General features: G+C 69.5%; 21 protein-coding genes. 10 read left to right on the top strand and 11 right to left on the bottom strand.

Annotated elements, in window-relative coordinates:
• Positions 1-163 precede the first annotated feature (163 nt).
• The gene (locus ABZ906_RS29095) at positions 164-748 is read left to right on the top strand and encodes an anthrone oxygenase family protein (RefSeq protein WP_361186761.1); all 585 of its coding nucleotides are present in this window, start codon (positions 164-166) and stop codon (positions 746-748) included.
• Here the strand turns inward: ABZ906_RS29095 and ABZ906_RS29090 are convergent.
• The 3 genes from ABZ906_RS29090 to ABZ906_RS29080 form a co-directional block, all read right to left on the bottom strand.
• Positions 688-1863, bottom strand: a complete 1176-nt coding sequence (locus tag ABZ906_RS29090) for a uroporphyrinogen-III synthase (protein WP_361186763.1) — start codon at positions 1861-1863, stop codon at positions 688-690. The two genes, ABZ906_RS29095 and ABZ906_RS29090, sit on opposite strands and share 61 nt — an antisense overlap.
• A gap of 131 nt (positions 1864-1994) precedes the next feature.
• Positions 1995-3341 carry a nitrate/nitrite transporter gene (locus ABZ906_RS29085; protein ID WP_361387632.1) on the bottom strand — a complete coding sequence of 449 codons (1347 nt, stop codon included), beginning with the start codon at positions 3339-3341 and terminating at the stop codon, positions 1995-1997.
• Between the two features lie 165 nt (positions 3342-3506).
• Positions 3507-4313 carry a hypothetical protein gene (locus ABZ906_RS29080; RefSeq protein WP_361387629.1) on the bottom strand — a complete coding sequence of 269 codons (807 nt, stop codon included), beginning with the start codon at positions 4311-4313 and terminating at the stop codon, positions 3507-3509.
• 511 nt (positions 4314-4824) lie between these two features.
• On the opposite strand from ABZ906_RS29080, the gene ABZ906_RS29075 reads away from it, so the two are divergent.
• From ABZ906_RS29075 to ABZ906_RS29050, 6 genes are all read left to right on the top strand, one after another.
• Positions 4825-5466 carry a hypothetical protein gene (locus tag ABZ906_RS29075; protein WP_361387626.1) on the top strand — a complete coding sequence of 214 codons (642 nt, stop codon included), beginning with the start codon at positions 4825-4827 and terminating at the stop codon, positions 5464-5466.
• A complete protein-coding gene (locus ABZ906_RS29070; RefSeq protein WP_361387623.1) occupies positions 5463-6563 on the top strand; it encodes a hypothetical protein in 1101 nt (366 codons plus the stop codon). Before ABZ906_RS29075 ends, ABZ906_RS29070 begins: the two co-directional genes overlap by 4 nt.
• Before the next feature lie 90 nt (positions 6564-6653).
• Entirely contained in the window at positions 6654-6953 is a 300-nt protein-coding gene (locus ABZ906_RS29065) for a hypothetical protein (protein WP_361387620.1), read from the top strand.
• On the top strand, positions 6950-8146 hold the full coding sequence (locus ABZ906_RS29060) for a putative T7SS-secreted protein (RefSeq protein ID WP_361387617.1): 1197 nt from the start codon (positions 6950-6952) through the stop codon (positions 8144-8146). The genes ABZ906_RS29065 and ABZ906_RS29060 overlap by 4 nt, the downstream gene beginning before the upstream one ends.
• Positions 8143-8793, top strand: a complete 651-nt coding sequence (locus ABZ906_RS29055) for a hypothetical protein (protein ID WP_361387614.1) — start codon at positions 8143-8145, stop codon at positions 8791-8793. Before ABZ906_RS29060 ends, ABZ906_RS29055 begins: the two co-directional genes overlap by 4 nt.
• 189 nt (positions 8794-8982) lie before the next feature.
• Positions 8983-10095 (top strand): hypothetical protein, encoded by a 1113-nt coding sequence (locus ABZ906_RS29050; RefSeq protein ID WP_361387611.1) that lies wholly within the window; start codon positions 8983-8985, stop codon positions 10093-10095.
• Between the two features lie 11 nt (positions 10096-10106).
• Here ABZ906_RS29050 and ABZ906_RS29045 read toward each other — a convergent pair whose 3' ends face one another.
• On the bottom strand, positions 10107-10643 hold the full coding sequence (locus tag ABZ906_RS29045; RefSeq protein WP_361387608.1) for a MarR family transcriptional regulator: 537 nt from the start codon (positions 10641-10643) through the stop codon (positions 10107-10109).
• Between the two features lie 151 nt (positions 10644-10794).
• Between ABZ906_RS29045 and ABZ906_RS29040 the strand changes: the two genes are divergently transcribed.
• Positions 10795-11784 carry an EamA family transporter gene (locus ABZ906_RS29040; protein WP_361387605.1) on the top strand — a complete coding sequence of 330 codons (990 nt, stop codon included), beginning with the start codon at positions 10795-10797 and terminating at the stop codon, positions 11782-11784.
• 49 nt (positions 11785-11833) lie between these two features.
• Positions 11834-12478: an NAD(P)H-binding protein gene (locus tag ABZ906_RS29035; protein ID WP_361387602.1), complete on the top strand. Its 645-nt coding sequence runs from the start codon at positions 11834-11836 to the stop codon at positions 12476-12478.
• 19 nt (positions 12479-12497) lie between these two features.
• On the opposite strand, the gene ABZ906_RS29030 is transcribed toward ABZ906_RS29035, so the two are convergent.
• The 4 genes from ABZ906_RS29030 to ABZ906_RS29015 all read right to left on the bottom strand — a co-directional run bounded on the left by ABZ906_RS29030 (position 12498) and on the right by ABZ906_RS29015 (position 18136).
• Positions 12498-13919: an acyltransferase gene (locus ABZ906_RS29030; RefSeq protein ID WP_361387599.1), complete on the bottom strand. Its 1422-nt coding sequence runs from the start codon at positions 13917-13919 to the stop codon at positions 12498-12500.
• Positions 13916-16000, bottom strand: coding sequence for a glycosyltransferase (locus ABZ906_RS29025; protein WP_361388013.1), 2085 nt, complete (start codon positions 15998-16000; stop codon positions 13916-13918). Before ABZ906_RS29025 ends, ABZ906_RS29030 begins: the two co-directional genes overlap by 4 nt.
• 194 nt (positions 16001-16194) lie before the next feature.
• Positions 16195-16902: a hypothetical protein gene (locus ABZ906_RS29020; protein ID WP_361387596.1), complete on the bottom strand. Its 708-nt coding sequence runs from the start codon at positions 16900-16902 to the stop codon at positions 16195-16197.
• Between the two features lie 241 nt (positions 16903-17143).
• Positions 17144-18136: a LysR family transcriptional regulator gene (locus ABZ906_RS29015; protein ID WP_361387594.1), complete on the bottom strand. Its 993-nt coding sequence runs from the start codon at positions 18134-18136 to the stop codon at positions 17144-17146.
• A 102-nt stretch (positions 18137-18238) separates the two neighbouring features.
• Between ABZ906_RS29015 and ABZ906_RS29010 the strand changes: the two genes are divergently transcribed.
• Positions 18239-19618: an MFS transporter gene (locus tag ABZ906_RS29010; protein ID WP_361387591.1), complete on the top strand. Its 1380-nt coding sequence runs from the start codon at positions 18239-18241 to the stop codon at positions 19616-19618.
• Here ABZ906_RS29010 and dacB read toward each other — a convergent pair.
• From dacB to ABZ906_RS28995, 3 genes are all read right to left on the bottom strand, one after another.
• Complete coding sequence (dacB, locus tag ABZ906_RS29005; protein ID WP_361387588.1) at positions 19542-21134, bottom strand: D-alanyl-D-alanine carboxypeptidase/D-alanyl-D-alanine-endopeptidase; 1593 nt, start codon at positions 21132-21134, stop codon at positions 19542-19544. The two genes, ABZ906_RS29010 and dacB, sit on opposite strands and share 77 nt — an antisense overlap.
• An 84-nt stretch (positions 21135-21218) precedes the next feature.
• The gene (locus tag ABZ906_RS29000) at positions 21219-22037 is read right to left on the bottom strand and encodes a collagen-like protein (protein ID WP_361387584.1); all 819 of its coding nucleotides are present in this window, start codon (positions 22035-22037) and stop codon (positions 21219-21221) included.
• Positions 22034-22306: a hypothetical protein gene (locus ABZ906_RS28995; protein WP_361387581.1), complete on the bottom strand. Its 273-nt coding sequence runs from the start codon at positions 22304-22306 to the stop codon at positions 22034-22036. Before ABZ906_RS28995 ends, ABZ906_RS29000 begins: the two co-directional genes overlap by 4 nt.
• Between the last annotated feature and the right edge of the window lie 70 nt (positions 22307-22376).

Below are 22376 nucleotides of genomic sequence, written 5' to 3'. Positions count from 1 at the left end.
TGTCACCGCCTTGTGGGGTTACCGGTGAGTGCTCCCCCTTACAGTGCCTCGCCTCGGGCGGGCGCGGAACCCCTGCCACCGCGACCCGGCCTGAGACGACCGCTTATGGGGATGCGCTTCGGAGCCATGGGCGGGCGTCCGGCCGGCCGGTTGACTCGGTCGTATGAGAGACAACCGAGAGACGAACCGGCGGGGGCAGGGCAGCGCGGGAGCCGTTCTGGGGGCGGCCGTGGTGACCATGGGCCTGATCGCGGGGACCTTCTACATCTTCTCCTGCGGCGTGATGCCCGGCCTCGCGCGCAGCGACGACCGCGTCTTCATCGAGGTCATGCAGAACATGAACGACGCCTTCAACAACCCGCTGTTCTTCGCGAGTTTCTTCGGCGCGCTGCTCTTCACGGCGCTCTCCGCGTGGCAGCTGCGGGGAACGAGCTCGTTCCGGTGGGTCCTTGCGGCGCTCGTCGTCTATCTCCTGGCCTTCGCGATCACGTCGGTCGCGAACGTGCCCCTGAACGACGAGCTCGCGGACGCGGGCGACCCGGCGAAGATCTCCGATCCGGCCGCCGTGCGCGAGAAGTTCGAGGACGTGTGGCTGGCCTGGAACGCCGTACGGGCCGTGCTCTCCACCGTGGCGATCGGACTGCTCGCGCGGGCCCTGGTACTGCGGGGCCGGGACGGCAAGGCCCGTCACTCCGCGTACTTGGACCCCGCTGCGGACCCCGCGGCCGGGTCGAGGGCCAGTCGGTAGCCCCGCTTGACCACCGTCTGGACGAGCTTCGGCGAGCCCAATGCCGTACGCAGCCTGGCCATCGCGGTCTCCACCGCGTGCTCGTCCCGCCCGGCGCCGGGCAGCGCGCGCAGGAGTTCGGCGCGGGACACCACCCAGCCGGGGCGCCGCGCGAGCGCCCGCAGCAGCGACATCCCGGCGGGCGGCACAGGCCGCAGCTCGTCGTCGACCAGGACCGCGTGGCCGCGGATCTCGACGCGATGCCCCGCGAGGGGCAACGTACGGGAGCGGGCGGGCAGTTCGTGGCACAGGACCTGTACGAGGGGGCCGAGCCGGAAGCGTTCGGGCTGTACGGTCTCGATGCCGCGGTCCTGGAGCGGCAGCGCGGTGACCGGGCCCACGCAGGCCGAGAGCACGTCGTGCCGGAGCGCGGCGAGGAGCTCGTCGGACATGCCGCGCTCCTCGGCGCGGGCCAGGAGGGACGCCGCGGCGGGCGCGCTGGTGAAGGTCAGCGCGTCGACGGCGCCCGCGACGGTGGCGTCGAGGAGCCGGTCGACGGGGCCGAGGTCCTCGGGCGGCATCCACCGGTAGACGGGCACGCCGACGACCTCCGCTCCCCCGGCGCGCAGCGACTCGACGAAGCCGGGCAGCGGTTCGCCGTGCAGCTGAAGCGCGATGCGGCGCCCTTCGACGCCCTCCGCGAGGAGCCGGTCGAGCACCTCCGCCATGGACTCCGACGAGGGCGACCACTCCTCCGTGAGCCCGGCGGCGCGGATGGCGCCCTTGACCTTGGGCCCGCGGGCGAGCAGCTCGACGCCCCGCAGACACTCCAGAAGCGCCTCGCCGAAGCCCCATCCGTCGGCGGCCTCGACCCAGCCGCGGAATCCGATCGCGGTGGTGGCGATCACCACGTCGGGCGCGTGGTCGATCAACTCCTTGGTGGCGGAGAGCAGTTCGCTGTCGTCGGCGAGCGGGACGATCCGCAGTGCGGGCGCGTGCAGGACGGTGGCGCCGCGCCGCTGGAGCAGCGCGCCGAGCTCGTCGGCGCGCCGGGCGGCGGTGACGCCGACGGTGAATCCGGCGAGCGGTGCGTTCTGGCGATCGGCCTGTCGACCGGTCGGAGGGGTCCCGTGCATGGCAGCTGCTCTCGTCCCGCTAGTACTGCGTGATGGGTGGTCCGGGGTCTCACGAGCCTGCCAACGGCCCGTGACAACCCCGGATCATCACGATGTCGTGCGTGTTACACCAGGCTACGACCACCCGTCCGTCAGACCTGCGCGTACGTGAGCTGGGGCTTTGTCTCCTCGTCCGGGGTCTGCCCGGAGTCCGGCGCCGGCGCGGGGCGGCGAAGGTATACGGCCCACGTGACGCAGAAGCACACCGCGTAGAAGGCGAGGAAGGCGAGGAACGCGCCGGTCCCCGACCCCACCGTCTGGAAGGACTGCCGGAAGGCGAGGTTGATCCCGAGCCCGCCGAGCGCGCCGACGGCGCCGATGAGCCCCATGGACGCCCCGGAGAGCCGCCGCCCGTAGGCCGCGGCGGCTTCCCCGTGCAGCCCCTTCTGGAGGGCCTTGGCCTGGAAGATGCCGGGGATCATCTTGTACGTCGACCCATTGCCGAGGCCCGTCAGCACGAAGAGCACGACGAAGGCGGCGACGAAGAGGGCGAGCGACTCGCGCATGGAGGCGATGACGACGACGCCGGTGGCCGCGCCCATCCCGACGAAGTTCCACAACGTGATGCGGGCCCCGCCGAACCGGTCGGCGAGCCGCCCGCCGACGGGCCGGATCAGGGAGCCGAGCAGCGGACCGATGAAGGTGACGGCGGCGGCCTGGAGCGGGGTGCGCCCGAACTGGGTCTGCAGGACGAGACCGAAGGCGAAGCTGTACCCGATGAAGGACCCGAAGGTCCCCACGTACAGAAGGGCCATGATCCAGGTGTGCGGGTCCCGTACGGCTTCCTTCGCGGCGCCGGTGTCGTTCTTCACGGTGGCGAGGTTGTCCATGAAGAGGGCGGCGCAGAGGGCGGAGACGAAGATGAGAGGGATGTAGATCCCGAGCAGCACCCGCGGCCCTCCCCCGGCCCCGATGACCGCGAGCCCCGCGAGCTGGACGACGGGCACGCCGATGTTGCCGCCGCCCGCGTTGAGCCCGAGCGCCCACCCCTTCTTCTTCAGCGGGAAGAAGGAATTGATATTGGTCATGCTGGAGGCGAAGTTACCGCCGCCGACGCCGGTGAGCAGCGCACACACCATGAAGGTGGTGTACGAGGTCCCCGGCTCCATGACGACGAAGGCGGCGACGGTCGGCACGAGGAGCGCGCCGGCCGCGATGATCGTCCAGTTCCGTCCGCCGAAGCGGGCGACGGCGAAGGTATAGGGGACACGGGCAACGGCCCCCACCAGGGTGGCCATCGACACGAGGAAGAACTTCCCGGCGGGGTCGATCCCGTACTCGGGCCCCATGAACAGGACCATCACGGACCACAGGGTCCAGATCGAGAACCCGATGTGCTCGGAGAGGATCGAGAACACCAGGTTCCGCCGGGCGACGCGCTCACCGCCCTCCTCCTTCCAGAACCTCTCGTCCTCCGGGTCCCACCGCTGGATCCACATGACAGGCCTCATCTCCACGGCTGGCGACTGATGCCCCGAAGGTAGGGAGACCGGGTTTCAACCCTGTGCCACGCGATGACCACCGGGGAACGTTGCTCTCACGCGGGGGTGGGGCGGGCGGTGAGGGGGCCTGCGCAGGGAGAGGGGTGGCAGGTCGGCGGGGGGTCAGGTCCCGCTGACCCGCGGCAGGACATCGGTGCCGCCGCCCTTGTCCCACTTCAGGGTCACTTCGTCGTCGGCCCGGGTGACATCGGCGGAGATGTACTTCTCGTCGTCGCCGGTGCCGCACTTGAGGGCGACACGGAAGTCGCTGCCCCGCTCCTGCCCGAGCCCCATGCAGAGCCCGTCACCGCCGGCGTCGATATACGAGACGGAGTGCTTGCCCTTGCCCTGGCCGGAGGCCAGCTTGGCGCCGATGGTGAGGGTCTTGGCCTCGTCGTTCTGCCACTGCCCTTGATAGCCGGTGTCACCGGCGGGCCATGACTCACCCTCGTCGCCCTCGTCGAGGGGGTCCTCGGTAGTGGGGTCGTCGGAGGGCGTTTCCGCCTCCGACTCGGAGGCGGAGGGAGCGGCCGACACACTCTTGTCGGCGCGGGGCTTCTGATCGTCACTGCCGTCGCCACTGGTGGCGAGGAAGATCCCACCACCGACGAGAGCGGCGACGACGACGGCGGAGCCGATGACGAGAGCGACCTTGCTCTTCCCACCGGGCGGCGGGGGCGGGGGCGGCGGGTATCCGGCGTACTGGGGGTCGGGCTGGGTTTGCCCGTACGGGGCGTATGGGCCTTGCGGGGGCTGACCATAGGGCGACGGCGGCTGACCGTAAGGCTGCTGAGGCGCCCCGGCGTACGGGTTCTGCGCGTCGGGCTGCTGGGGCGGAGGCGGCGGTGCTCCATAGGGACCGGCGGGCGGCCGAGGCTCCTGCGGGGGCCCGAACCCTCCCTGCGGCGGCTGGCCGGGAGGCTGGGTCATGTGGTCGGGATCCCCTCGCTGTCGGACGTCCGACTCCTCACAGAGCCCAGCGAAGACCCCCTGCCCCCGCCAACTCCCCAACATCCACCACAGCCCCTCCGACACACAAGCCCTGCCGGTGTCGGTCCGGGACGCGCAACGCAACAACGTTGCCTGCGATGGCGGGGCCCCTCAAGCGCGGCACCAGGCCACTGCAAAGTGCTCGATTGCACGAAATTCCCATCATCACTCCGCAAATACGGTGCGCCACCGGAACTTTCCTGCAACCGGCGCATCTGACCCAGCTCGCGTGAGGGATGCCGTCCACCTCGTGAACCACACCATGGGGTGACCTGTCTCCCCGCACGACAAGTTCAGTTCGCGGCCCGATCGACGAGACCCGCGGCCGGTTGCGTGCGGGATCAGTCAACCCGGCGCCTCGCACCTGGACAGGTCCATCCGCGAAGAGGCATGTGCCCCATGAGTACGGTCAGTCCCCCCTGAGACCCCGTCGCCCCATCTGGAGTCAGAAGTGAACCGCCGTACCCTGCCCGTTGCGGTCACGATCACCGCATGCATCGCGCTCCTGCTGACCGGCTGCTCCTCGGGCGGCAACGACGATGACGAGTCCGACAAGATCAAGGGCTCCGGGGGCGGAGGCGAGGACGCGTCCGCCGGCTCAACAGCGAGGCCAGACGACGCCGCACGGCCGGAAATCAAGTTGCCTGAGTCGTTCCGAGTCGACTTCGCAGGCTGGACGAACAGCGACCCGGAGCTGAAGACCATCCTGGATGACGGAAAGGACCGGCTGCGCGCCGGATATGCCGCCATCATCGCGGGCGATCCGCAAGACGACGCGCTGCGTTTCTACAGCTCGGGCGCAGCCCTCAAATCCGCCCCCAGCTGGGTCAAGACGTACAAGGGCCTCACCCTCAAAGGCAGTGTCCGGGTCTTCGATCCCCGGGTACATGTGAGCAACGAGGGGTTCGGTGTCCTCTTCTACTGCGTGGACGAGGCCGAGGGGTATACGAGGAACCTCAAGACGGGCAAGGTCGCAGGCACTCCGAAGGGCGACGACCCGGAGGTCCAGTACCGCACACGGCTGGAGAAGAACTCCAAGGGCGTGTGGCAGACCTCGACCGTGCAGACGTCCAGGGGAGAGTGCGGCCCGTGACACGCACCCGGCACACAACCGGCGGTGCCCTGGCGCTACTCGCAGCCGCAGCCGTCATGTTCCCCTGCCCGACGCTCGCCGTCGGTGAAGGCGGAGAGGAGTCGACGGGCGGTGAGGGGACGCACAGCTCCGTGCGGGGAGGCTCCTCGGGCAAGGACCTGATGGCATCGGTGTCCAACTCAAAGATCGAGCTCACGTTCTCCGGTGGCCGGACAACCAAGGCCTCGACGGGGGCACTCACGTCCGTAGACCCCAACTGGCGTCCCCCTGCCTGCTGGTATGAGCCCGTCTTCTCCCCGAAGGCGCTCAAGGAAGCCGTCGCGACCGGCGAGGGCGGTTTGGTCAACGCTCACGTCTGGTGGAGCAACGGTCTCTGGGTGGACCACTACGAGAAGGGCGAGGGGAGCATCAACTCCGGGCTGACGCTTCCCGAAGACTCCACTACCGGCGGCTACAAGAACTACAACATCGGCAAGAAGGGCATGTTCTGGCGCAGCACAGTCCGCAAGGACATGTATCAGGACGCCGAGGCTTGGGACTGCGGCCGCATCATGTTCTGGCAGGACGCCGGCACGATCCCCCACGACAAGAACGCACCCACACCCGAGACCCTCGCCGCTTACGCCTACAACAGGATCAAGGTGCCGGACACCGAGATCGAGCTGAAGCCCAGGGGGAAGTCGACGGTCAACCTGCCGACCTGGGTATGGCTGGACAAGGGTAGGTACAACGACGTCTCGGTCCGCGCCGACCTCCCCGGCACCGGCCTGTACGCGGTGACCACCGCCAAGCCGGTCGCCCTCCGCCTGGAACCGGGCACAGCGGACGCGAGGACGCACCCCTCCTCCGGTAGCTGCGAGATCACCGAGGACGGCAGCATCGGGACCCCGTACACCAGGGGAGCCTCCGAGCAGGATCCGCCCTGCGGTGTCACCTATCTCCGATCCGCGAGCGGCGAGCCGTATCAACTGAAGGCCTCCGTCACCTGGGAGATCTCCTGGTACGGCACAGGCGGGGCAAAGGGCGGCCTGCCCAACGGAACTTTCGAGAGCACGCAGGACTTGAACGTCCAGGAAATCCAGTCCGTCAACCGCTGACCGATGCCCAGCATTGCTGTACCGGCCAGTCACGCAACTGACGCCGAGCCGCACGCTCCGCAGGCGGGGCATTCCAACGGAAAGTTGAACGTGAGCGACCTCTACATCGACAGCGACATGCTGGACCGAGTACGCCACAATCTACGCAACATTGCAGATCTCCTCGGAAAGCCGATTCGCGCCATGGCCGAAATCGACGCCAAAGCGACGGGGGCGACTGAACTCGAGCGCCGCATGGGTGAGTTCGGCGGCGAGTGGGAATACGGCATCAGCCAGATGAGAAGGTTCGCCAAGGGGGCAGCGAAGACGCTGGAGACTATCGAGAAGCAGTTCGACAAGCTCGACGTTGATCTGGCCACCGAACTTTCGAAGGCAACAAAGAAGAAGTGAGTGCTCCATCGCTCGAATCCTTTCCGGCCCTCGGATTCATTCCGTGCCCTGGAGATCACGATTCGGTAGAAAGAGTGGCAGACGCTCTCCGCGAGACGACTGGCGCGCTCGGCGAGATCAAGAGAGTTCTCCGGGCATCCGATGATGGCGCGTGGCGAGGTAAGGCCGCCGTAGCCTTCAGGGAACTACTCGATGACGATTTTCGGCCGAAAATCGATGAAGCCTTCGACTCTTTCGACAGCGCCAAAAACGTAGCCCGGAGCTGGGCCGACTACATGCGCGACAAGCAGAAGGTGGCACGCCGACTCGAGAGAGAGGCCGCCGACGCCGAGGTACAACGAGCCGCCACCGAGGGGGATAAGGGCGAACCCGAGTCGATCTCTAAGAGGGGCTCGCGCGACGCCACACCCGATGGGCCCGACCCTGTCGAAGAAGTACGCAAGCGGGCACGAACCCTCCGTAGCATCTATGAGGCCGAAGGGGAAGCAGCAGCCAGCCGCCTGAAAAGAGTCATCGACGCTGCTCCGGACGAACCTGGTTTCTGGGAGGAACTGGGAGAGAAAATCGGCGACTTGCTGGATGAGGCCGGTGACTTCCTAGCCAAATTACACGACTACGCAATCGAGTATCTAGGCAAAGTCGCTCCGTTGCTGGACCTGATCGGGGACATCGCTGGCGTACTCAGCGCCATCACCGGACTTCTCGCCTTCATCCCAGGCCTTCAGTTCCTTGCAGCCGCCTCTCTGTTTCTCGCGGGAACAGCACTCGCCGCACACTATGTGTCCGCGGTTGGCGTAACGGGGAGCTTCGGGAAGGCCCTGTTGACCAAGGACGTCATCATTGATGCTGCCGGGTTCGGTCTTGCCAAGCTCGGCGGCAGGGTCGGTGACGGTGTTCTTGACGCCGCGAAACTTTCTGGAGCACCGACACGCATGGTCCGGCAATTTGTAGGGCCGGACAAGGAAGTTCCCCTCGGATTCTTCCATCTTGCGATGGGAGGATCGAGTGCTGCCGGAACGGCAGGCTACGCCATGGGCCAGAAAGAGATGACCTCACGCACTGCGGGATTCTTTATGACCTGGACGGGAAACGCGATGACTGCCGAGGGCGGCGGCGACGTCAGTGAGACGGTGGGAAAGATCGCCCGCTGGGAGTTCGGACCGACGACCCAGAAGCCGAAGGTGACCGAATGAGCAGCCGCGCCACGACTGCCCCCACCATCGAGCCCGGCTTGATCAAGCTCTGCGTCCCGTCCGGCTGGTTCGATCTCATGACCGAGGGGGACGACAGGGAAGCTACCCGAGCGCGCTGCGCAGAACTCATCCGCCTTACGTACCCGCACACTCCGGCCGACCGCCGGGAAGAGTTCACTGATGTCCTGATGTTCCGCTACGACCACCTCTTCGCCAGCGGCGTGCTGATGAACGGGGTGGTCACCGCTCCCCTGCCCGATACCAACGCACAGGCGATCTGGGAGATCTACGCAGGTATCGTCGCCGTCCCACCAGGGCCACCCGAACTCGACCTCGGTGCGCTGCTGTCCCGTGTGTTCGACGATGCGTTCGCGGAGAGCATGTCTTACATCGAGCAATTCACCACGGACATGGGCCTCGGCATCGGGTTCATGACGCAACTCCCCTACGACGTCCCGGCGAGTTGGGTAGCCGATGCTCCGCCGGATCTGAGGACAGGACTGGCCGGGGTACTGAGCTGCCCTCCAGAAGGGGGTCTGGGACTTTTGGTCATGGGCACGTGCCTCAACCCCGACCAGGTACAGGACCTAGCCGGCCTTGTAGCCGTCATAGCCGGACACTCAGTCTTCGTGACACCGGGCAGCTGACCAACAGGGCGACAGAGGGACCAGATGAGCAACACCGCAAGCGACCACGCCTCAACGAGACGCTCATCCCTGCGTGCCGCACCGCTCCCTGATCCGCCCGGTCCGCCCGGGTCCCGGGCGGACCACCCCGCGCTCCTGCGTGCCCAGGCACAGGCACTCGGCGCTCTGGTCCGCGAGGACCTTTCAAGAGTGCGGGCGTTCGCCTACTTCCTGTGCGCCGCAGCGGTCTCCTTCACGGCAGTGATCGTTCCGGCCGTGCTCACCGACACCCTGACCTCCGACACGCGCGACGCCGCCGACGTGGCGGTTTCCACAGTGATCTCCGGCCTCCTGCTCGCGGTCGTCACCGTGCCGGCGCTACTGGTCCTGCGTACCTTGCGTGTCCGAGCCGGGCAACGCTGGCACCTGCTTCGCGAGTGGGCGGCAATGTACCGGGGACACGACGCGCAGTTTCCCACCACGTACGGCACACAGACCCCCCACGTTCGATGCATCAACGCGGGGCTGGTCTTCCTTCTGCTGATCACTCTCGCGGCGGCCCTGATCACGTCCTCGACCGACCCGCAGGCCGTCGCGGCCCTCCCCGGCGTAGTCATCGCCGGGCTGTTCACCTGGGCTCCAATCAAGAAATACGCCACCCGCTACAGCTGGGCCGGCCGGGAACAGGCTGTACGCGGACGCGCGCGCATGCGTCAGCGGCACCGCGATGAATTGACGACAGCGAAGCCGATCCAACGTTCCGGCATCCATCCGGCACTGCTCTATCTCGCAACGCTCAGCCCGACGGTCATCGTCGGGATCATCTACGCCGTAGCCCGCCCCAAGAACGCCGCCGTCCTCATCGGACTGGGGCTTCTCGCGCTGACCTTCCTGGCCCTCGGAGCGCCACTGGCTCAGCTCAAGCGACGCCGCGAGAGCACTCTGCTCGCAGAGACCGCGGATACGCTCCGGTCGTCGTTCACCGCCGGAACAGTCATCCACCCTGTCCGCTACGGCCTGAACGAGGCGCCCGAGCGGAGCGACGTGGTATCGCCGTCCACTTGGGATGGGGGGCCGCCACGCACCGGAGTACTGGCGATCCAACCGGAAGCCTTGTGTCTGCGTGGCACGGACGGCAGCGTCCTTGCGATCTCCCTCACCGACCTGGCCGGTGTCGCCTTCCTACCGGCGAGCACCGCCTGGCTTCACCCCGGCATCGACCTGCTTCTGCGCACAGGCGAGGGAATCGAACTCAGCTCTCCCTTTGCCAAGGACATCGCTGTTGCCCTCACTGACTCCGGAGTGGCGGCGGCGTCGAACTGACCCTCTGGCGCTCAGCCCAGATGCGTATCCCCCAGTGACACCAGCAGCCTCCGCAACGCCCCGTCCAGCGCTGCCCGCTCCTCCTCCGATAGCGCCGCCAGCATGCGTTCCTCGTTTGCCACGTGGTCCACTACCGCGCGGTCGACCAGGTCGCGGCCCGTATCCGTCAGGCGGACCCGGATTGCCCGGCGGTCGGACGGGTCCGGGTGGCGTTCGATGAAGCCCTTGCGTTCCAGCTTGTCGAGGCGGTTGGTGATGGCGCCCGACGTCACCATGGCCGTCTTCAGGAGGCCGCCCGCCGTCAGTTCGTGCGGGGCGCCGACCCGGCGCAGGGTGGCGAGTACGTCGAACTCCGGGAACTCCAGGCCGTGTTCCGCGAAGACCGGCTTCATCCCCTTGCCCAGCAGGTGGTTCGCCCGTGTGATGCGGCCCACCAGGGCCATCGCGTCCAGACTCGCCGCGTCGATGTCCGGGCGCTCCCGGTGCCACTGCGCGCGCAGCTCGTCGATCGCGTCCCCGTCCGCAGACGGCGCCTCCGGGTCAGCCATGTCGATCCCCTCTCCCGCTCCGGCCCGAATCGCAACCCCCGCAAGAATCTCTCAATGTTGAGATACTTGACGTTCGCGGATCTGCGGCCCATATTTATCTCAACGTTGAGAATAACAGCGTTGAGCAGAGTTCAGCCTAGGGGGAGCCACCATGTCCGTTCGTAGCCGTCAGCAGACAAGCAGCGCAGACACCGCAAGCACCGCGGGCACCGCAGACACCGCAAGTACCGCAGGTACAGCGCACCCGGCCCCCGCCACCCGCCCTGCGCCCCGCACAGCCGCCTTCACCGCCGCAGCCCTCGCCGCCATCGGCCCCGCCACCTGGGGCACCACCTACGTCACCACCACCGAACTCCTGCCCCCGGACCGCCCCCTGCTCGCCGCGGCCCTGCGCGCGCTGCCCGCCGGGCTCATCCTGCTCGCCCTCACCCGGCGGCTGCCCAGCGGTGACTGGTGGTGGAAGGCAGGGGTGCTCGGGCTGCTCAATTTCGGGGCCTTCTTCCCGCTCCTGTTCTTCGGGGCCTATCACCTTCCCGGCGGCGTCGCCTCGACCATCAGCGCCGTCATGCCCCTGCTCGTCGCCGCCTTCGGGGTGGGCTTGCTCAAGGTGCGGCCCACCCGTCGTACGTTGACCGCCGGGCTCGTCGGCGTTGTCGGTGTGGCGCTGCTCGTCCTGCGCGGCAGCGCCTCCTTCGACCTCGCGGGGATCGCCGCCATGCTGGTCGCCACGACTCTGATGGCCCTCGCCGTCGTCCTCAGCAAGCGCTGGGGTCGGCCCGAAGGCGTCTCGCTGCTCGCCCTCACCGGGTGGCAACTCACCGCGGGGGGTGTTGTCCTTGCGCCGATCGCCCTCAGCGTCGAAGGGCTTCCCGGTCACTTCACCGGAGCCAACCTCGCCGGATACGCCTACCTCGGCATCATCGGCACCGCCGTCGCGTACGCCCTCTGGTTCCGCGGCATCGAGCGGCTCCCCGCCTCCTCCGTGGCGTTCCTCGGCCTGACCAACCCCGTCGTCGCCACCCTCGCCGGGCTGCTCCTCCTGGGGCAGACCCTCACCCCCTGGCAGGTGGGCGGGCTCCTGCTCGTCGTCGCCAGTGTGCTGGTCGGACAAGGGCGCCGTACGGCACGGAAGCCCTCGTAGTCACGCCCTCGCCGCTGGACCCCGTAACCACGAACCAAGGAGCAGACCCATGCGCATCACCGTCTTCGGAGCCGCCGGAAACGTCGGCAGCCGCGTCGTCGCCGAAGCCCTCACCCGCGGCCACGACGTCACCGCGGTCGTCCGCGACCCCGCCCGCTTCGGCGAGCTCCACCCGGGCGCCGCGCACCGCGCCGGTGACGCCGGAGCCCCCGAGCAGGTGGCGGAGTTGAGCGCGGGCCAGGATCTCGTGGTGAACGCCACCAGACCCGCCCCCGGCCGCGAGGTCGAACACGCCGCCGTCAGCAGGGCCTTGCTCGCGGGGCTGGACAGGACCGGCGTACGGCTGCTGATCGTCGGTGGGGCCGGGAGCCTGACCGTGCCCGGCAGCGGTGGCGTCCTCGCCGTCGATGATCCCGCCTTCGTCCCCACCGCCTGGCGGCACATCGCCCTGGCCTCCAACGCCCAGTACGACGCCGTCCGCACCGCCGACACCGACGTCGACTGGGCGTACCTGAGTCCGTCCGCCCTGCTCGAACCCGGCGTCCGCACCGGCAGCTACCGGCTCGGCGCCGACGAGCTGATCGTCGACGCCGACGGCAACTCCGCCATCTCCATGGAGGACCTCGCGGTGGCGCTCCTGGACGAGGCCGAACGCCCCAAGCACCACCGCACCCGCTTCACCGCCGGGTACTGAAAGGTCATCGAGCAACGCCTCAGCCCCGGTGCGAGCCGCCGCCCTTCGAAGCCGCCCGCCTGCCCTTGGAGGACCTCCCCGCGGACGCCTGGGGCTTCGACGGCTTCGACGGCCTCGAACCGTCCGGCCACAGCCTCGGACTCCGCTTCGCCGCGAAGTCCTCGATCCAGCCCACGGCCATCACCATCAGGCCGATCAACGGCCAGACCAGGACGGTCATCCACAGCATGTACGTGGTGTCCAGGGCCGAGCTCCACTGCTCGTCCTCCATGAACGGCAGGTCGTACGCCAGGTCGATGATCGGCACCGTCGCCATGATCAGCAGGTTGTGCCAGAGGTAGATCGTCACCGCTCGGTTGTTGGAGAGGGTGATCAGCTTGTCCCAGCGCTTCAGGCGGCCCGGCAGCTCCTGCCAGGACGGTGAGTACTGGAAGAGGATGACCACGAACCCGAAGGACCACGCCGCCTGGGCCAGCGGAATGTCGTTCAGGTCCCAGCCGTCCGGGCCCAGATGGCCCGAGGCCCACCACAGGCCGAAGGCCATGATCAGCGCCGAGACCGATACCGCCACATAGCGCGGGACGCGGGCGAGGACACCTTCCTGGTGGGCCATGCCGAGCACCCAGCAGCTGCCGTACACCGCGAAGTCCGAGACCGCGTTGCCCGTCTCGCCGGGGATCTTGACGATCTCCGTGGCCAGCACCGCCGTCAGGGCGAGCGGCGCGAACAGCGTCGCCCACGGGACCCGGCGGAACGCCCACAGCAGGAGGGGCGAGGCGATGACGAACCAGAGGTACGCGCGGATGTACCAGAGGGGGCCCGCCGCCTGGGCCGGCCAGGTGTCCTCCAGGAGGCCCGCCTTGTCCCCGATGTGCCAGGGGAAGGGCGGGGCACCGACCGGGAAGACGTAGTTGATCATGCTGACCAGGCCCCACGTGCCCCCGTGGTCCGGGTCCTTGCTGACGTTCCAGCCGCCGTAGAAGAGCAGGAACAGCGCCACCGCGCTGAACGCCCACATGGGCGGCAGCAGGCGACGGATGCGCCCCCTGATCACACCCCACGCGGGGCGCTTCAGCGAACGTGCCATGAGCGCGCCCGCGAGCGCGAACATCACGCCCATGGACGGGAACAGGATCGTCAGCCAGGCCCAGCCGAACAGGTGGTAGACGACGACGCGCACCAGGGCGAGGGAGCGCAGTACGTCGAAGTAGCGGTCCCGGCCCGGCTTCTTGGGCGCGGCCGGAGGGGCCTCGACGGGAGGCGCCCCGAAGGAAGCCGTACCGGGGCCCGGCCCCACCGGCGTCACCGCGAGCCCCGGAGGCGGCGGCACCTGCGGCAGCGGCTGCGTGGGATACGCGGGCTGCGCGGGCTGCGCGGGGTACCCGGGCTGCGAGGAGTACCCCGGCTGCGTCGGGCGCGTGGGCTGCTGGGGATAGGTCATGCGACGGGCCTCCGATCAGGGCTGCCCGTCCGCTGCTGCGGAATAGAGGGCTGATTTCCCAGGACTCCCGTGCGACGGAGCTTCTGCCAGCGCAGGCGGCCTCCGGTCAGGGCGGTGATCCAGGACTGGAGCAGCACGACGTACATCAGCTGCCGGTAGAGGATCTGCTGGAGGGGCAGCGAGATCAGATGGGTCATGCGCTCGCGGTCGAGCCGGAAGGCGTACGCCGCGCACACCGCCTGGACGGCGAGCACGCCAAGCCACGCGACGATCGTCTTCTGGGTGGGCCCGAAGACCAGGCCGTACAGAAGGAACACGTCGATCAGCGGGGCCAGGAGCGGCGCCAGGACCATGAACAGCGACACCAGCGGCATCCCCACCCGGCCGAAGCGGCCCGAGGGACCCGACTCGATCACCGAGCGGCGGTGCTTCCAGATCGCCTGCATGGTGCCGTACGACCAGCGGTAGCGCTGCGACCACAGCTGCTGCACCGTCTCCGGCGCCTCGGTCCACGCGCGCGCCTTCTCGGCGTACACAACGCGCCAGCCGTCCCGGTGCATCGCCATCGTGATGTCGGTGTCCTCGGCGAGCGTGTCGTCGCTCATGCCGCCGACCCGTTCGAGCGCCGACCGCCGGAAGGCTCCCACGGCGCCGGGGATGGTCGGCATGCAGCCGAGCATGTCGTACATACGGCGGTCGAGGTTGAAGCCCATCACGTACTCGATGTGCTGCCAGGCGCCGATCAGCGAGTCCCGGTTGCCGACCTTCGCGTTGCCCGCGACGGCGCCCACGCGCGGGTCGCCGAACGGCTGCACCAGCTCGCGCACCGTGGACTGCTCGAAGACGGTGTCGCCGTCCATCATCACGATGAGGTCGTACCGGGCGTTGGCTATGCCGCGGTTGAGGGCCGCGGGCTTGCCCGCGTTCTGCTGGCGTACGACGCGTACGTTCGGCAGGCGCAGGCCCTCGACGATCAGCGCGGTGCCGTCCGACGAGCCGTCGTCGATGACAATGATCTCGATGGGGTGGTCGCTCGTCATGAGCGAGCGGACGGTGGCCTCGATGCACTTGGCCTCGTTGTACGCGGGCACGAGGACCGACACCGGTTCGGTGACGTCGGGGCCCCAGCGGAAGCCCTTCTTGCGCACCTTGCGCGCGTGCACCGCGGAGAGCAGCAGCATCATGCCGAAGCGGAGCATGACGAGCGAGCCGATGATGGCGAGGGCCACGACCAGGACGCCGGTGATGTTCTCCGAGGCGCCGACCAGGAAGACCCAGGCCTTGCCCTTCCAGAGCTCGATGCCGCTGACCGGCGCGTGCGCGCTGGGGGCGCCCAGGGCCTCGGTGAGGTTCGTGAACTTGTAGCCCTTGTCCTGCAGTCCGGGCAGGAAGGTGTCGAGCGCGGCGACCGTCTGCGAGCGGTTGCCTCCGGAGTCGTGCATCAGGACGATCGCGCCGTTGCCGTTCTTGGGCGTGGCACGGCGGATGATCTCGGCGACGCCGGGGCGCTTCCAGTCCTCGCTGTCGGTGTTGTTGACGACGGTGAGATAGCCGCGGCTGCCGATGTACTGCGTCACCGGCCAGGACTTGTTGTCCATGGCGTCGGAGAACGAGGAGTACGGCGGGCGGAAGAGCGAGGTGCGCACGCCGGCGGCGCCCGCGAGAGCGAGCTGGTTCTGCGAGAGCTCCCAGTCGATGCGGCTCTTGGACTGGTACGACAGGTCGGGGTGGTTGAACGTGTGCAGGCCGACCTCGTGGCCCTCGTCGACCATGCGCTCGACGAGGTCGGGGTAGCGCGAGGCCATCGTGCCGGTGACGAAGAAGACGCCGTGCGCGTGGTGCTTCTTGAGGACGTCGAGGACCTTGGGGGTCCACTCCGGGTCCGGGCCGTCGTCGAAGGTCAGCACGAGGCGGTGGTCGGGGACGCTCAGCGTGCCCTCGTGGCCGCCGCGGGTGTCGATGACCGGGCCACCGTCCTCGAGGATCTTCTTCGGGACCTTGTCGGTGGCCGCGGGCGGGCGCACGCGGTGGTCGGCGAGGATCTCGCTGTGCGTGTAGCCGCGCAGCATGAGCATCGCCATCAGGGCGACCAGGAGCAGCAGGGGCAGGAGATAGCGCAGGGGGATTCTGCGCCGCTTGGCGCCGCGGACCGGCTGCGCGCGGCGCCTGCCGCCGCCGCCACCGCGTGACGGGGCATGACCGTTCCTGCCGCCGCCCCGGGGTTGGGCGTGACTGTGACGGGAGCCGGCTGACCGGCCCCTCTTTGAGCGGGTGTTCATCGCTGTGCGCCCTCCGAGGGCTGCTGGCCTGCGCTCTGCGGGGACTGATAAACGGCCGCCTGTACGCGCAGCGGGGACTGTTGATCGGCGGCGGACCGTGCCACGGGGACCTCGCCGCCTGCTCCGGCCGTGCCACCGGGGGACGAGGTCGACGGGTCGGGGTCCGGCGTGACGGGGTCGTCGGACGGCTCCGGGTCGGGGTCCGGCTTCGAGGGGTCGTCGGACGGGTCGGGCTTGCCGCCGCCGCTGCCGCCCGTCGGGTCGGGGTCGGGCTTGTCGTCGCCCGTGGGGTCGGGGTCCGTCTTGCCGTCGCCGGGCTCGGTCTTGCCGTCGTCCGTCTTGTCGGGGTCGGCCGGGTCCTTGCCGCCGGTGGTGGGAGCGGTGCTGCCGCTCTCCGACGCGCCGGGGGACGGTGTCGTGCCGGGGGATGCCGAGGGGTCGAGGGGGTCGGCGGGGCGGTTCGGGGTGTCCACCTTGCTGGCCGGCTTGTCGTCCTTGGGGTCGATCGGCAGCCAGGGCGCGCTGGAATTGCCCGAGAGCAGGGTGCCGACGATGATCACCGCGTACACGGCGCAGGCTATGCCGACGAGCACGCCTATTCGGCGGTATCTCCGGCTGCGACGGCCCGACTCGTCGACGAAAACCGGCCCGTCGGGCGCTTCCTGGCCGCCGTCGGGCACCAGGTCCGCCAGCTGCCGTCCCACGCCGTCGATCTGAATGGTGACTTCATTCGGATCATGGGTGTGTTCCGGTAGGGCATCTTCTCGCCAATTCTCCATGCGTACGCACAACCCCCCACATAACCTGACTCGGGCGCGCACGACTCCGGGCAACTTGCCGTCGGACCGGGCCCCCACCCGACCCGAGCGCCCCCCTATCACACCGCGCCCGGACCAAGAATGTAGCGCACCCCAGTGACAGTCGTACTCATCCGCCAGTCGTGACTCACGTCATGATGAGCGCGTCCATGGCCGGAACCCAGCCGTCCTGAGGCCTGCGCAGCCACCCCTCGGCGGCGGCGAGCCCGGCCGCGGCGGCGCGCAGGGCGTCGAGACCTGGATGCACGAGCCCCTTCCTCCACACCAGGGAAACCGGCGACAGCGGTACGGGGTCGATCAGGGGCCGCAGGACCGACTCGGGCATGGCCGGAAAGTCCACGGCGGCGAGTACGGGGTTCCGGTGCTTGGCCATGATCCGCCCGAACTCCTCGGGGCCCACCGCGAGCGGGGCGGGCGCCGCCACCTCGATGCCGCGCCCCTCGAAGAGGCGGTGCGCCAGGTCGGTCCACTCCAGGGTCCGCGGATTGCCCGCCCCCGCGTACACGCTCTCCCCGGCGAGCGCCCCCAGCGGCACCGCGTCGAGCTCGGCCAGCGGGTGACCGAGGGGCAGGAGCACCGCCATCGGCTCGTACCGGACGGGCTGCTGGGCGAGCCGTGATCGCAGGGCCGGTTCGAGCCCGGCGTACCGCCCGAAGGAGACGTCGAGCCGCCCGGCGAGCATCTCGGCCGCGGCTCCGGTGAGGCCGCTCTCGTAGCGGGCCATCAGCTCGCACTCCGGGGCGAGTTCGCGGGCCCGCTCCAGGATGCGCCCGCTGATGAGCCCCTGGCTGTTCAGGTCCACCAGCAGCGGTCGGGCAGCACTGCCCCGGCCGCCCGCCCGCGCGAAGGCGGCGGCCAGGTCGTCCTGCGCTTCGAGGACCCGGCGCGCGTACGGCAGCAGCCGCTCGCCCTCGGCCGTCAGCGTGACCTGCCGTGTCGTGCGCACGAACAGCTCGGCGCCCAACTCCCGCTCCAAGCGCCGCACATCACGGCTCAGCGCCTGCTGGGCGACGTACAGGGCGGCGGCGGCCCGCGTGAAGTGCAGCTCTTCGGAGACGGCGACGAAGGCGCGGAGGAGACGGGGCTCCAGGTCGCGGGGTATGCGGGACCCTGCTGTCACGCGGGGAACCTACAACGCTCCCGGAGACTCACAACAGGAGTGCGTGAATCGGCCCCCAGAAGGTGTTGGACGCCACACCGAAGCCCCGGTGAGGGTAATCCCATGCCGCCCGCCGAGCCCGTAGCCCCCAGCGTCCCCACTGAACCCGGAACACTCCACACGCCCATTCATCCCACCGAGCCTCAAGTGCCCCACACGCCTATCCAGCCACTCGAACCGCAAGCGCCCCAACCACCCCCCAAGCCCCGCCCCCGCAACCCCTACGCCCCCCTCTTCCGCATCCCCGGAGCCGCCGCCTTCACCATCGGCAACCTCATCGCCCGACTCCCCATGGGCATGTTCAGCGTGAGTGCCGTCATCATGATCGCCGGGGCCCGCGGCTCGTACGCGCTCGCCGGTGCCGTCACCGCTACGGGACTCGCCGCCACCGCCGTGGTGGCGCCCTGGACCGCCCGCCTCGTCGACCGCTACGGCCAGGCGCGGATCGCCGTCCCCGCCACCGCGTTCGCCGCCCTCGGCTCGCTCTCGCTGTTGCTCTGCGTGCACTACGGGGCGCCCGACTGGACCCTGTTCGCCTCGTACGCCGCGACGGCCACGACCCCCAACACCGGGGGCATGTCCCGCGCCCGCTGGGCCCATCTCCTCAAGGGCGACGAGCGGGCCGTGCACACCGCCAACTCCTTCGAACAGGCCGCGGACGAGCTGTGCTTCATGCTCGGGCCCGTCCTCGCGGCCTTCCTGTGCGGGACGTTCTTCCCGGAGGCGGGGACCCTCATCGGCGTCGTGCTGCTCCTGTCCGGGGTCCTGCTGTTCGCCGCCCAGCGCACGACGGAACCCCCGCCCCGCGGACGTACGACGGCGAAGGAGAAATCGCCCCTCCGCGCGCGCGGGATGCCCACCCTGCTGGCCGCCTTCCTCGCGACCGGCGCCGTCTTCGGCTCGATGGAGGTCGTGACGATCGCCTACGCCGACGCGCAGGGTCACAAGGCGGCCGCGGGCGCGATCCTCGCGCTCCAGGCCGCGGGCTCCTGCGCGGCGGGGCTCCTCTACGGAACGCTCAAGCCGAGCGGCCCGCTACGCCGCCGCCACATCCTGTGCGTCACCGCGATGGCGGCCCTGATGACCCTGCCGCTCCTGGCCGCCACGCTCACCGGCTCGCTCCTCGTGCTCGCCGGGGCCCTCCTTGTCGCCGGGATGGCGACGGCCCCGACGATGGTCACCGGCATGACCCTGGTCCAGCGGCGCACCCCCGAGGGCCGGTTGAACGAAGGCATGACCCTCGCCGTCACCGGTCTCCTCGGGGGCATCGCGTGCGGCGCGGCGGCAGGCGGCTGGACGGTGGAGCACCTCGGCGCCACCGAGGGCTACGGAGTCCCTGTCACCGCCGCGTGCTGCGCGCTGCTGCTCAGCATCGCGCAGGCTTGCGCCACGAGCACTCCAGGTCCCCGCTCGGCTCGGCCCCGCGCTGGGAGCGCGGCCTGACCAACTCGGCCTTCTCCTCGGTCGACTTGGCGAGCGTCACGACGATCGCGTCCTCCAGGGCCTTCACCGAGGAGGGCAGGTAGTTGTTCAGGATGATGCTGAACACCAGCTCACGCCCGCCCGCGTCCTTCACGTACCCCGAAAGGGCGGACGCCCCGGTCAACGACCCCGTCTTCGCCCGTACGTTGAGGGCCGCCGGAGTTCCGCACATCCGCGTGCGCAGGGTCCCGCCGACGAACTTGTCCGGGTCGCAGGCCACCGGGAGCGACTTGTACCAGTCGGCGTACCAGGGCTCGCCCTTCGCCGAGAGAAGCAGCTTGATCAGCTGATCGGCGGGGACGTTGTCCTTGCGCGAGAGCCCGGAGCCGTCGACCTGGCGGAGCTTGCCGGGGTCGACACCGGCGGTCTTCAGATAGGCGCTGATCGCCGCGAGCCCGTCGGGCCAGCTTCCGGGCCGCCCCGTGGCCTCGTACCCCATCGTCTTCGTGAGGTTCTCCGCGTGCATGTTGTTGGAGAGCTTCATGAAGGGGATCATCAGCTCCTTCAGCGGCATGGACTCGTGCGAGGCGAGTTGCCGTGCGCCCTTCGGAGTGGCGATCCCGGCCTTGGTCGGCCCGCTCACCCGCACTCCGTGCGCCTTCAGGGCGTCCCGGAAGATAGCGGCGGCGTATCCGGTCGGCTCCCATACGGTGATCCACTCCTTGGTGGCATCACCTCCTACGGGGACGGTGCCGGTGACCGTGATGGTGTTCGTTCCGTGCTCGCGCTCGATGGTGAGCGTGTCGTCGCCGCCCGCGGGGACGGTCTTGGCGGTGTTCTCGACGTCTACGTAGTCGGTCTTCGGGGTGATCGTCACCTTGGGTTTGTCCCCGGCCTTCGCGCCGGGCGCGGCCTCGACGATGACCGTCCCGGTGTCGTAATCGGTGTCCGGGGCGACGCTCAGCGCGGAGATCTGGGCGGCGTAGTACGCGAACTCGTCGTCGCCCGCCCAGGTGTCGCCGATGCGCTTGTCGTCGAACCGGGTGTCGTCCGCGACCAGGCGCCCCGAGACCCGCCGGACGCCCGAATCGGCGATCTTCGCGGCGAGTCGGTCGTAGTCCTTCGCCAGCGTCGTCGGGTCGCCGGTACCGCGCAGATACAGGTCGCCGGAGAGGACGGAACCCTTCCGCTTGCCGTCGGCGAGGACATCGGTGGTGAAGCGGTGGTCCGGGCCGAGCCGCTCCATGGCCGCCGTCGACGTCAGGAGCTTGGTGTTGGACGCGGGCATCAGGCGGCCGCTGGGCAGATGCTGGTAGAGCACGTCACCGGACGCGGCGTCGGCGACGACCACGCTCGCCGCGCCGCCCTCCATCCGGGGATCGCCGAGGATGGTGTCGATGGCTTCGGGCAGGCCGCTGCGGTCGGAGTCCGCCCCGGCGGGCGAACTGACGGAGAGGGTGGCCGCCGCGACGCCGAGCACGGCGGGCCAGATCCAGTGGCGCATACGGGCGTTGACGCGTCTCACGGGTCTACTCATGACCCAGCAGCATCCCCGACTCCGCCGCCGGGCGACAGCCCCCACTCCGGACACATACGAGCCCTGCCGGAACACCTGCCTCCGCTACACCGACGGACGGGACCGGTGGCGGGGCAGCATGGCCGCCAGCAGCAGGATCGCGGGAGCCGGGTCCGTGGGGGTTGCGCCGGTCCGGCGGCAGACCAAGGCGTCGGGGTCGCCCGAGGGCTGCTGAAGGCTGTAGCCGTCGGGGCAGGGGGAACCCGCCTCGCCCGTATCTCCCTTGGGGCCGCGCTCGCCGCGCGGGCCCGTGGGGCCTGCCGGGCCCGAAGGGCCTTCGGGACCCGCGGCGCCGCCCGCGCCGTCCGAGCCCCTGGCGCCGTCCGAGCCTCTGGCGCCGTCCGCGCCCGGCGGGCCCGCCGCTCCGGCCGGGCCTTCCGGGCCCCGCTCGCCGTTCGCGCCGTCCGAGCCGTCCGTACCCGCGGGGCCGGTCGGGCCCGGCTCACCGGGCTCCCCCGTGGCGCCGCGGTCTCCGTTCCGGCCGCCCGTCCCCCGCTCGCCCTTGTCGCCCGGCTTCCCGTCCGCGCCGTCCTGGCCGTCCGCGCCGTCCTCGCCGGGCGAACCAGGTGCCGACGCCGGCACCCTCGCCCGTGACCCAAGGTCGTCGACGGCGTCGGAGGGATCGGGCGCGGCCGGGGTGTCGCCGTGCGAGCGGACCTGCGCGCGCAAGGTCCGTACGTCCCTGGCGAGCGTGGACACGGCCTCGCCGCGCCGGTCAGCCTCGGTGGCGAACCGGTCGGCACGCTGGTCGCCGGCGTCGATGCGCGCCCAGAGGATCGCCGCGACCCCGCAGAGCGCGACCAGCACACAGACGAGGAACACGCTGCGCCAGCGGTGGGCGAGGATTCGCTCGAACTGGGTCACGGAGTGCCTCCGAGCCGTTGATTGTCGATGAGCAGCCGGGCGATCTCACTCTGGTCATGCGCGTGCAGAGCGTTTAACTCGGCTAATTTCTCGTCGCGTTCGGCGACCTGCCGCTCCAGTCTGTCCCGTTCGGTCTGGAGCTTCTCCGTGAGGCTGGAGTAGCCGGTGAGCGCGTTCTCGCCGCGCTTGCCGAGATAGGCCACCACTGCCGCGCCCAGAACTCCGAGACTGGCGAGAAGGGAGCCGAAAAGAGTGACGGTGGCATCCAAGCGACTGCCTCCTGCACTTGCGTACTCGGCCGGACTCCTGTTCCGCCCAGCCGTTAGAAACCTGCACTCT

The organism is Streptomyces sp. NPDC046925, from assembly GCF_040644915.1.
Lineage (GTDB): Bacteria > Actinomycetota > Actinomycetes > Streptomycetales > Streptomycetaceae > Streptomyces.
Note: the sequence above shows the minus strand (reverse complement) of the source record. Positions and strands in the feature narration are given on the sequence as shown.

Coding starts and splice junctions, on each gene's coding strand:
- ABZ906_RS29095 (WP_361186761.1), top strand. CDS start 164: ATGAGAGACAACCGAGAGACGAACCGGCGGGGGCAGGGCAGCGCGGGA.
- ABZ906_RS29090 (WP_361186763.1), bottom strand. CDS start 1,863: ATGCACGGGACCCCTCCGACCGGTCGACAGGCCGATCGCCAGAACGCA.
- ABZ906_RS29085 (WP_361387632.1), bottom strand. CDS start 3,341: ATGTGGATCCAGCGGTGGGACCCGGAGGACGAGAGGTTCTGGAAGGAG.
- ABZ906_RS29080 (WP_361387629.1), bottom strand. CDS start 4,313: ATGACCCAGCCTCCCGGCCAGCCGCCGCAGGGAGGGTTCGGGCCCCCG.
- ABZ906_RS29055 (WP_361387614.1), top strand. CDS start 8,143: ATGAGCAGCCGCGCCACGACTGCCCCCACCATCGAGCCCGGCTTGATC.
- ABZ906_RS29045 (WP_361387608.1), bottom strand. CDS start 10,643: ATGGCTGACCCGGAGGCGCCGTCTGCGGACGGGGACGCGATCGACGAG.
- ABZ906_RS29040 (WP_361387605.1), top strand. CDS start 10,795: ATGTCCGTTCGTAGCCGTCAGCAGACAAGCAGCGCAGACACCGCAAGC.
- ABZ906_RS29035 (WP_361387602.1), top strand. CDS start 11,834: ATGCGCATCACCGTCTTCGGAGCCGCCGGAAACGTCGGCAGCCGCGTC.
- ABZ906_RS29030 (WP_361387599.1), bottom strand. CDS start 13,919: ATGACCTATCCCCAGCAGCCCACGCGCCCGACGCAGCCGGGGTACTCC.
- ABZ906_RS29025 (WP_361388013.1), bottom strand. CDS start 16,000: ATGGCGATGCTCATGCTGCGCGGCTACACGCACAGCGAGATCCTCGCC.
- ABZ906_RS29010 (WP_361387591.1), top strand. CDS start 18,239: ATGCCGCCCGCCGAGCCCGTAGCCCCCAGCGTCCCCACTGAACCCGGA.
- dacB (WP_361387588.1), bottom strand. CDS start 21,134: ATGAGTAGACCCGTGAGACGCGTCAACGCCCGTATGCGCCACTGGATC.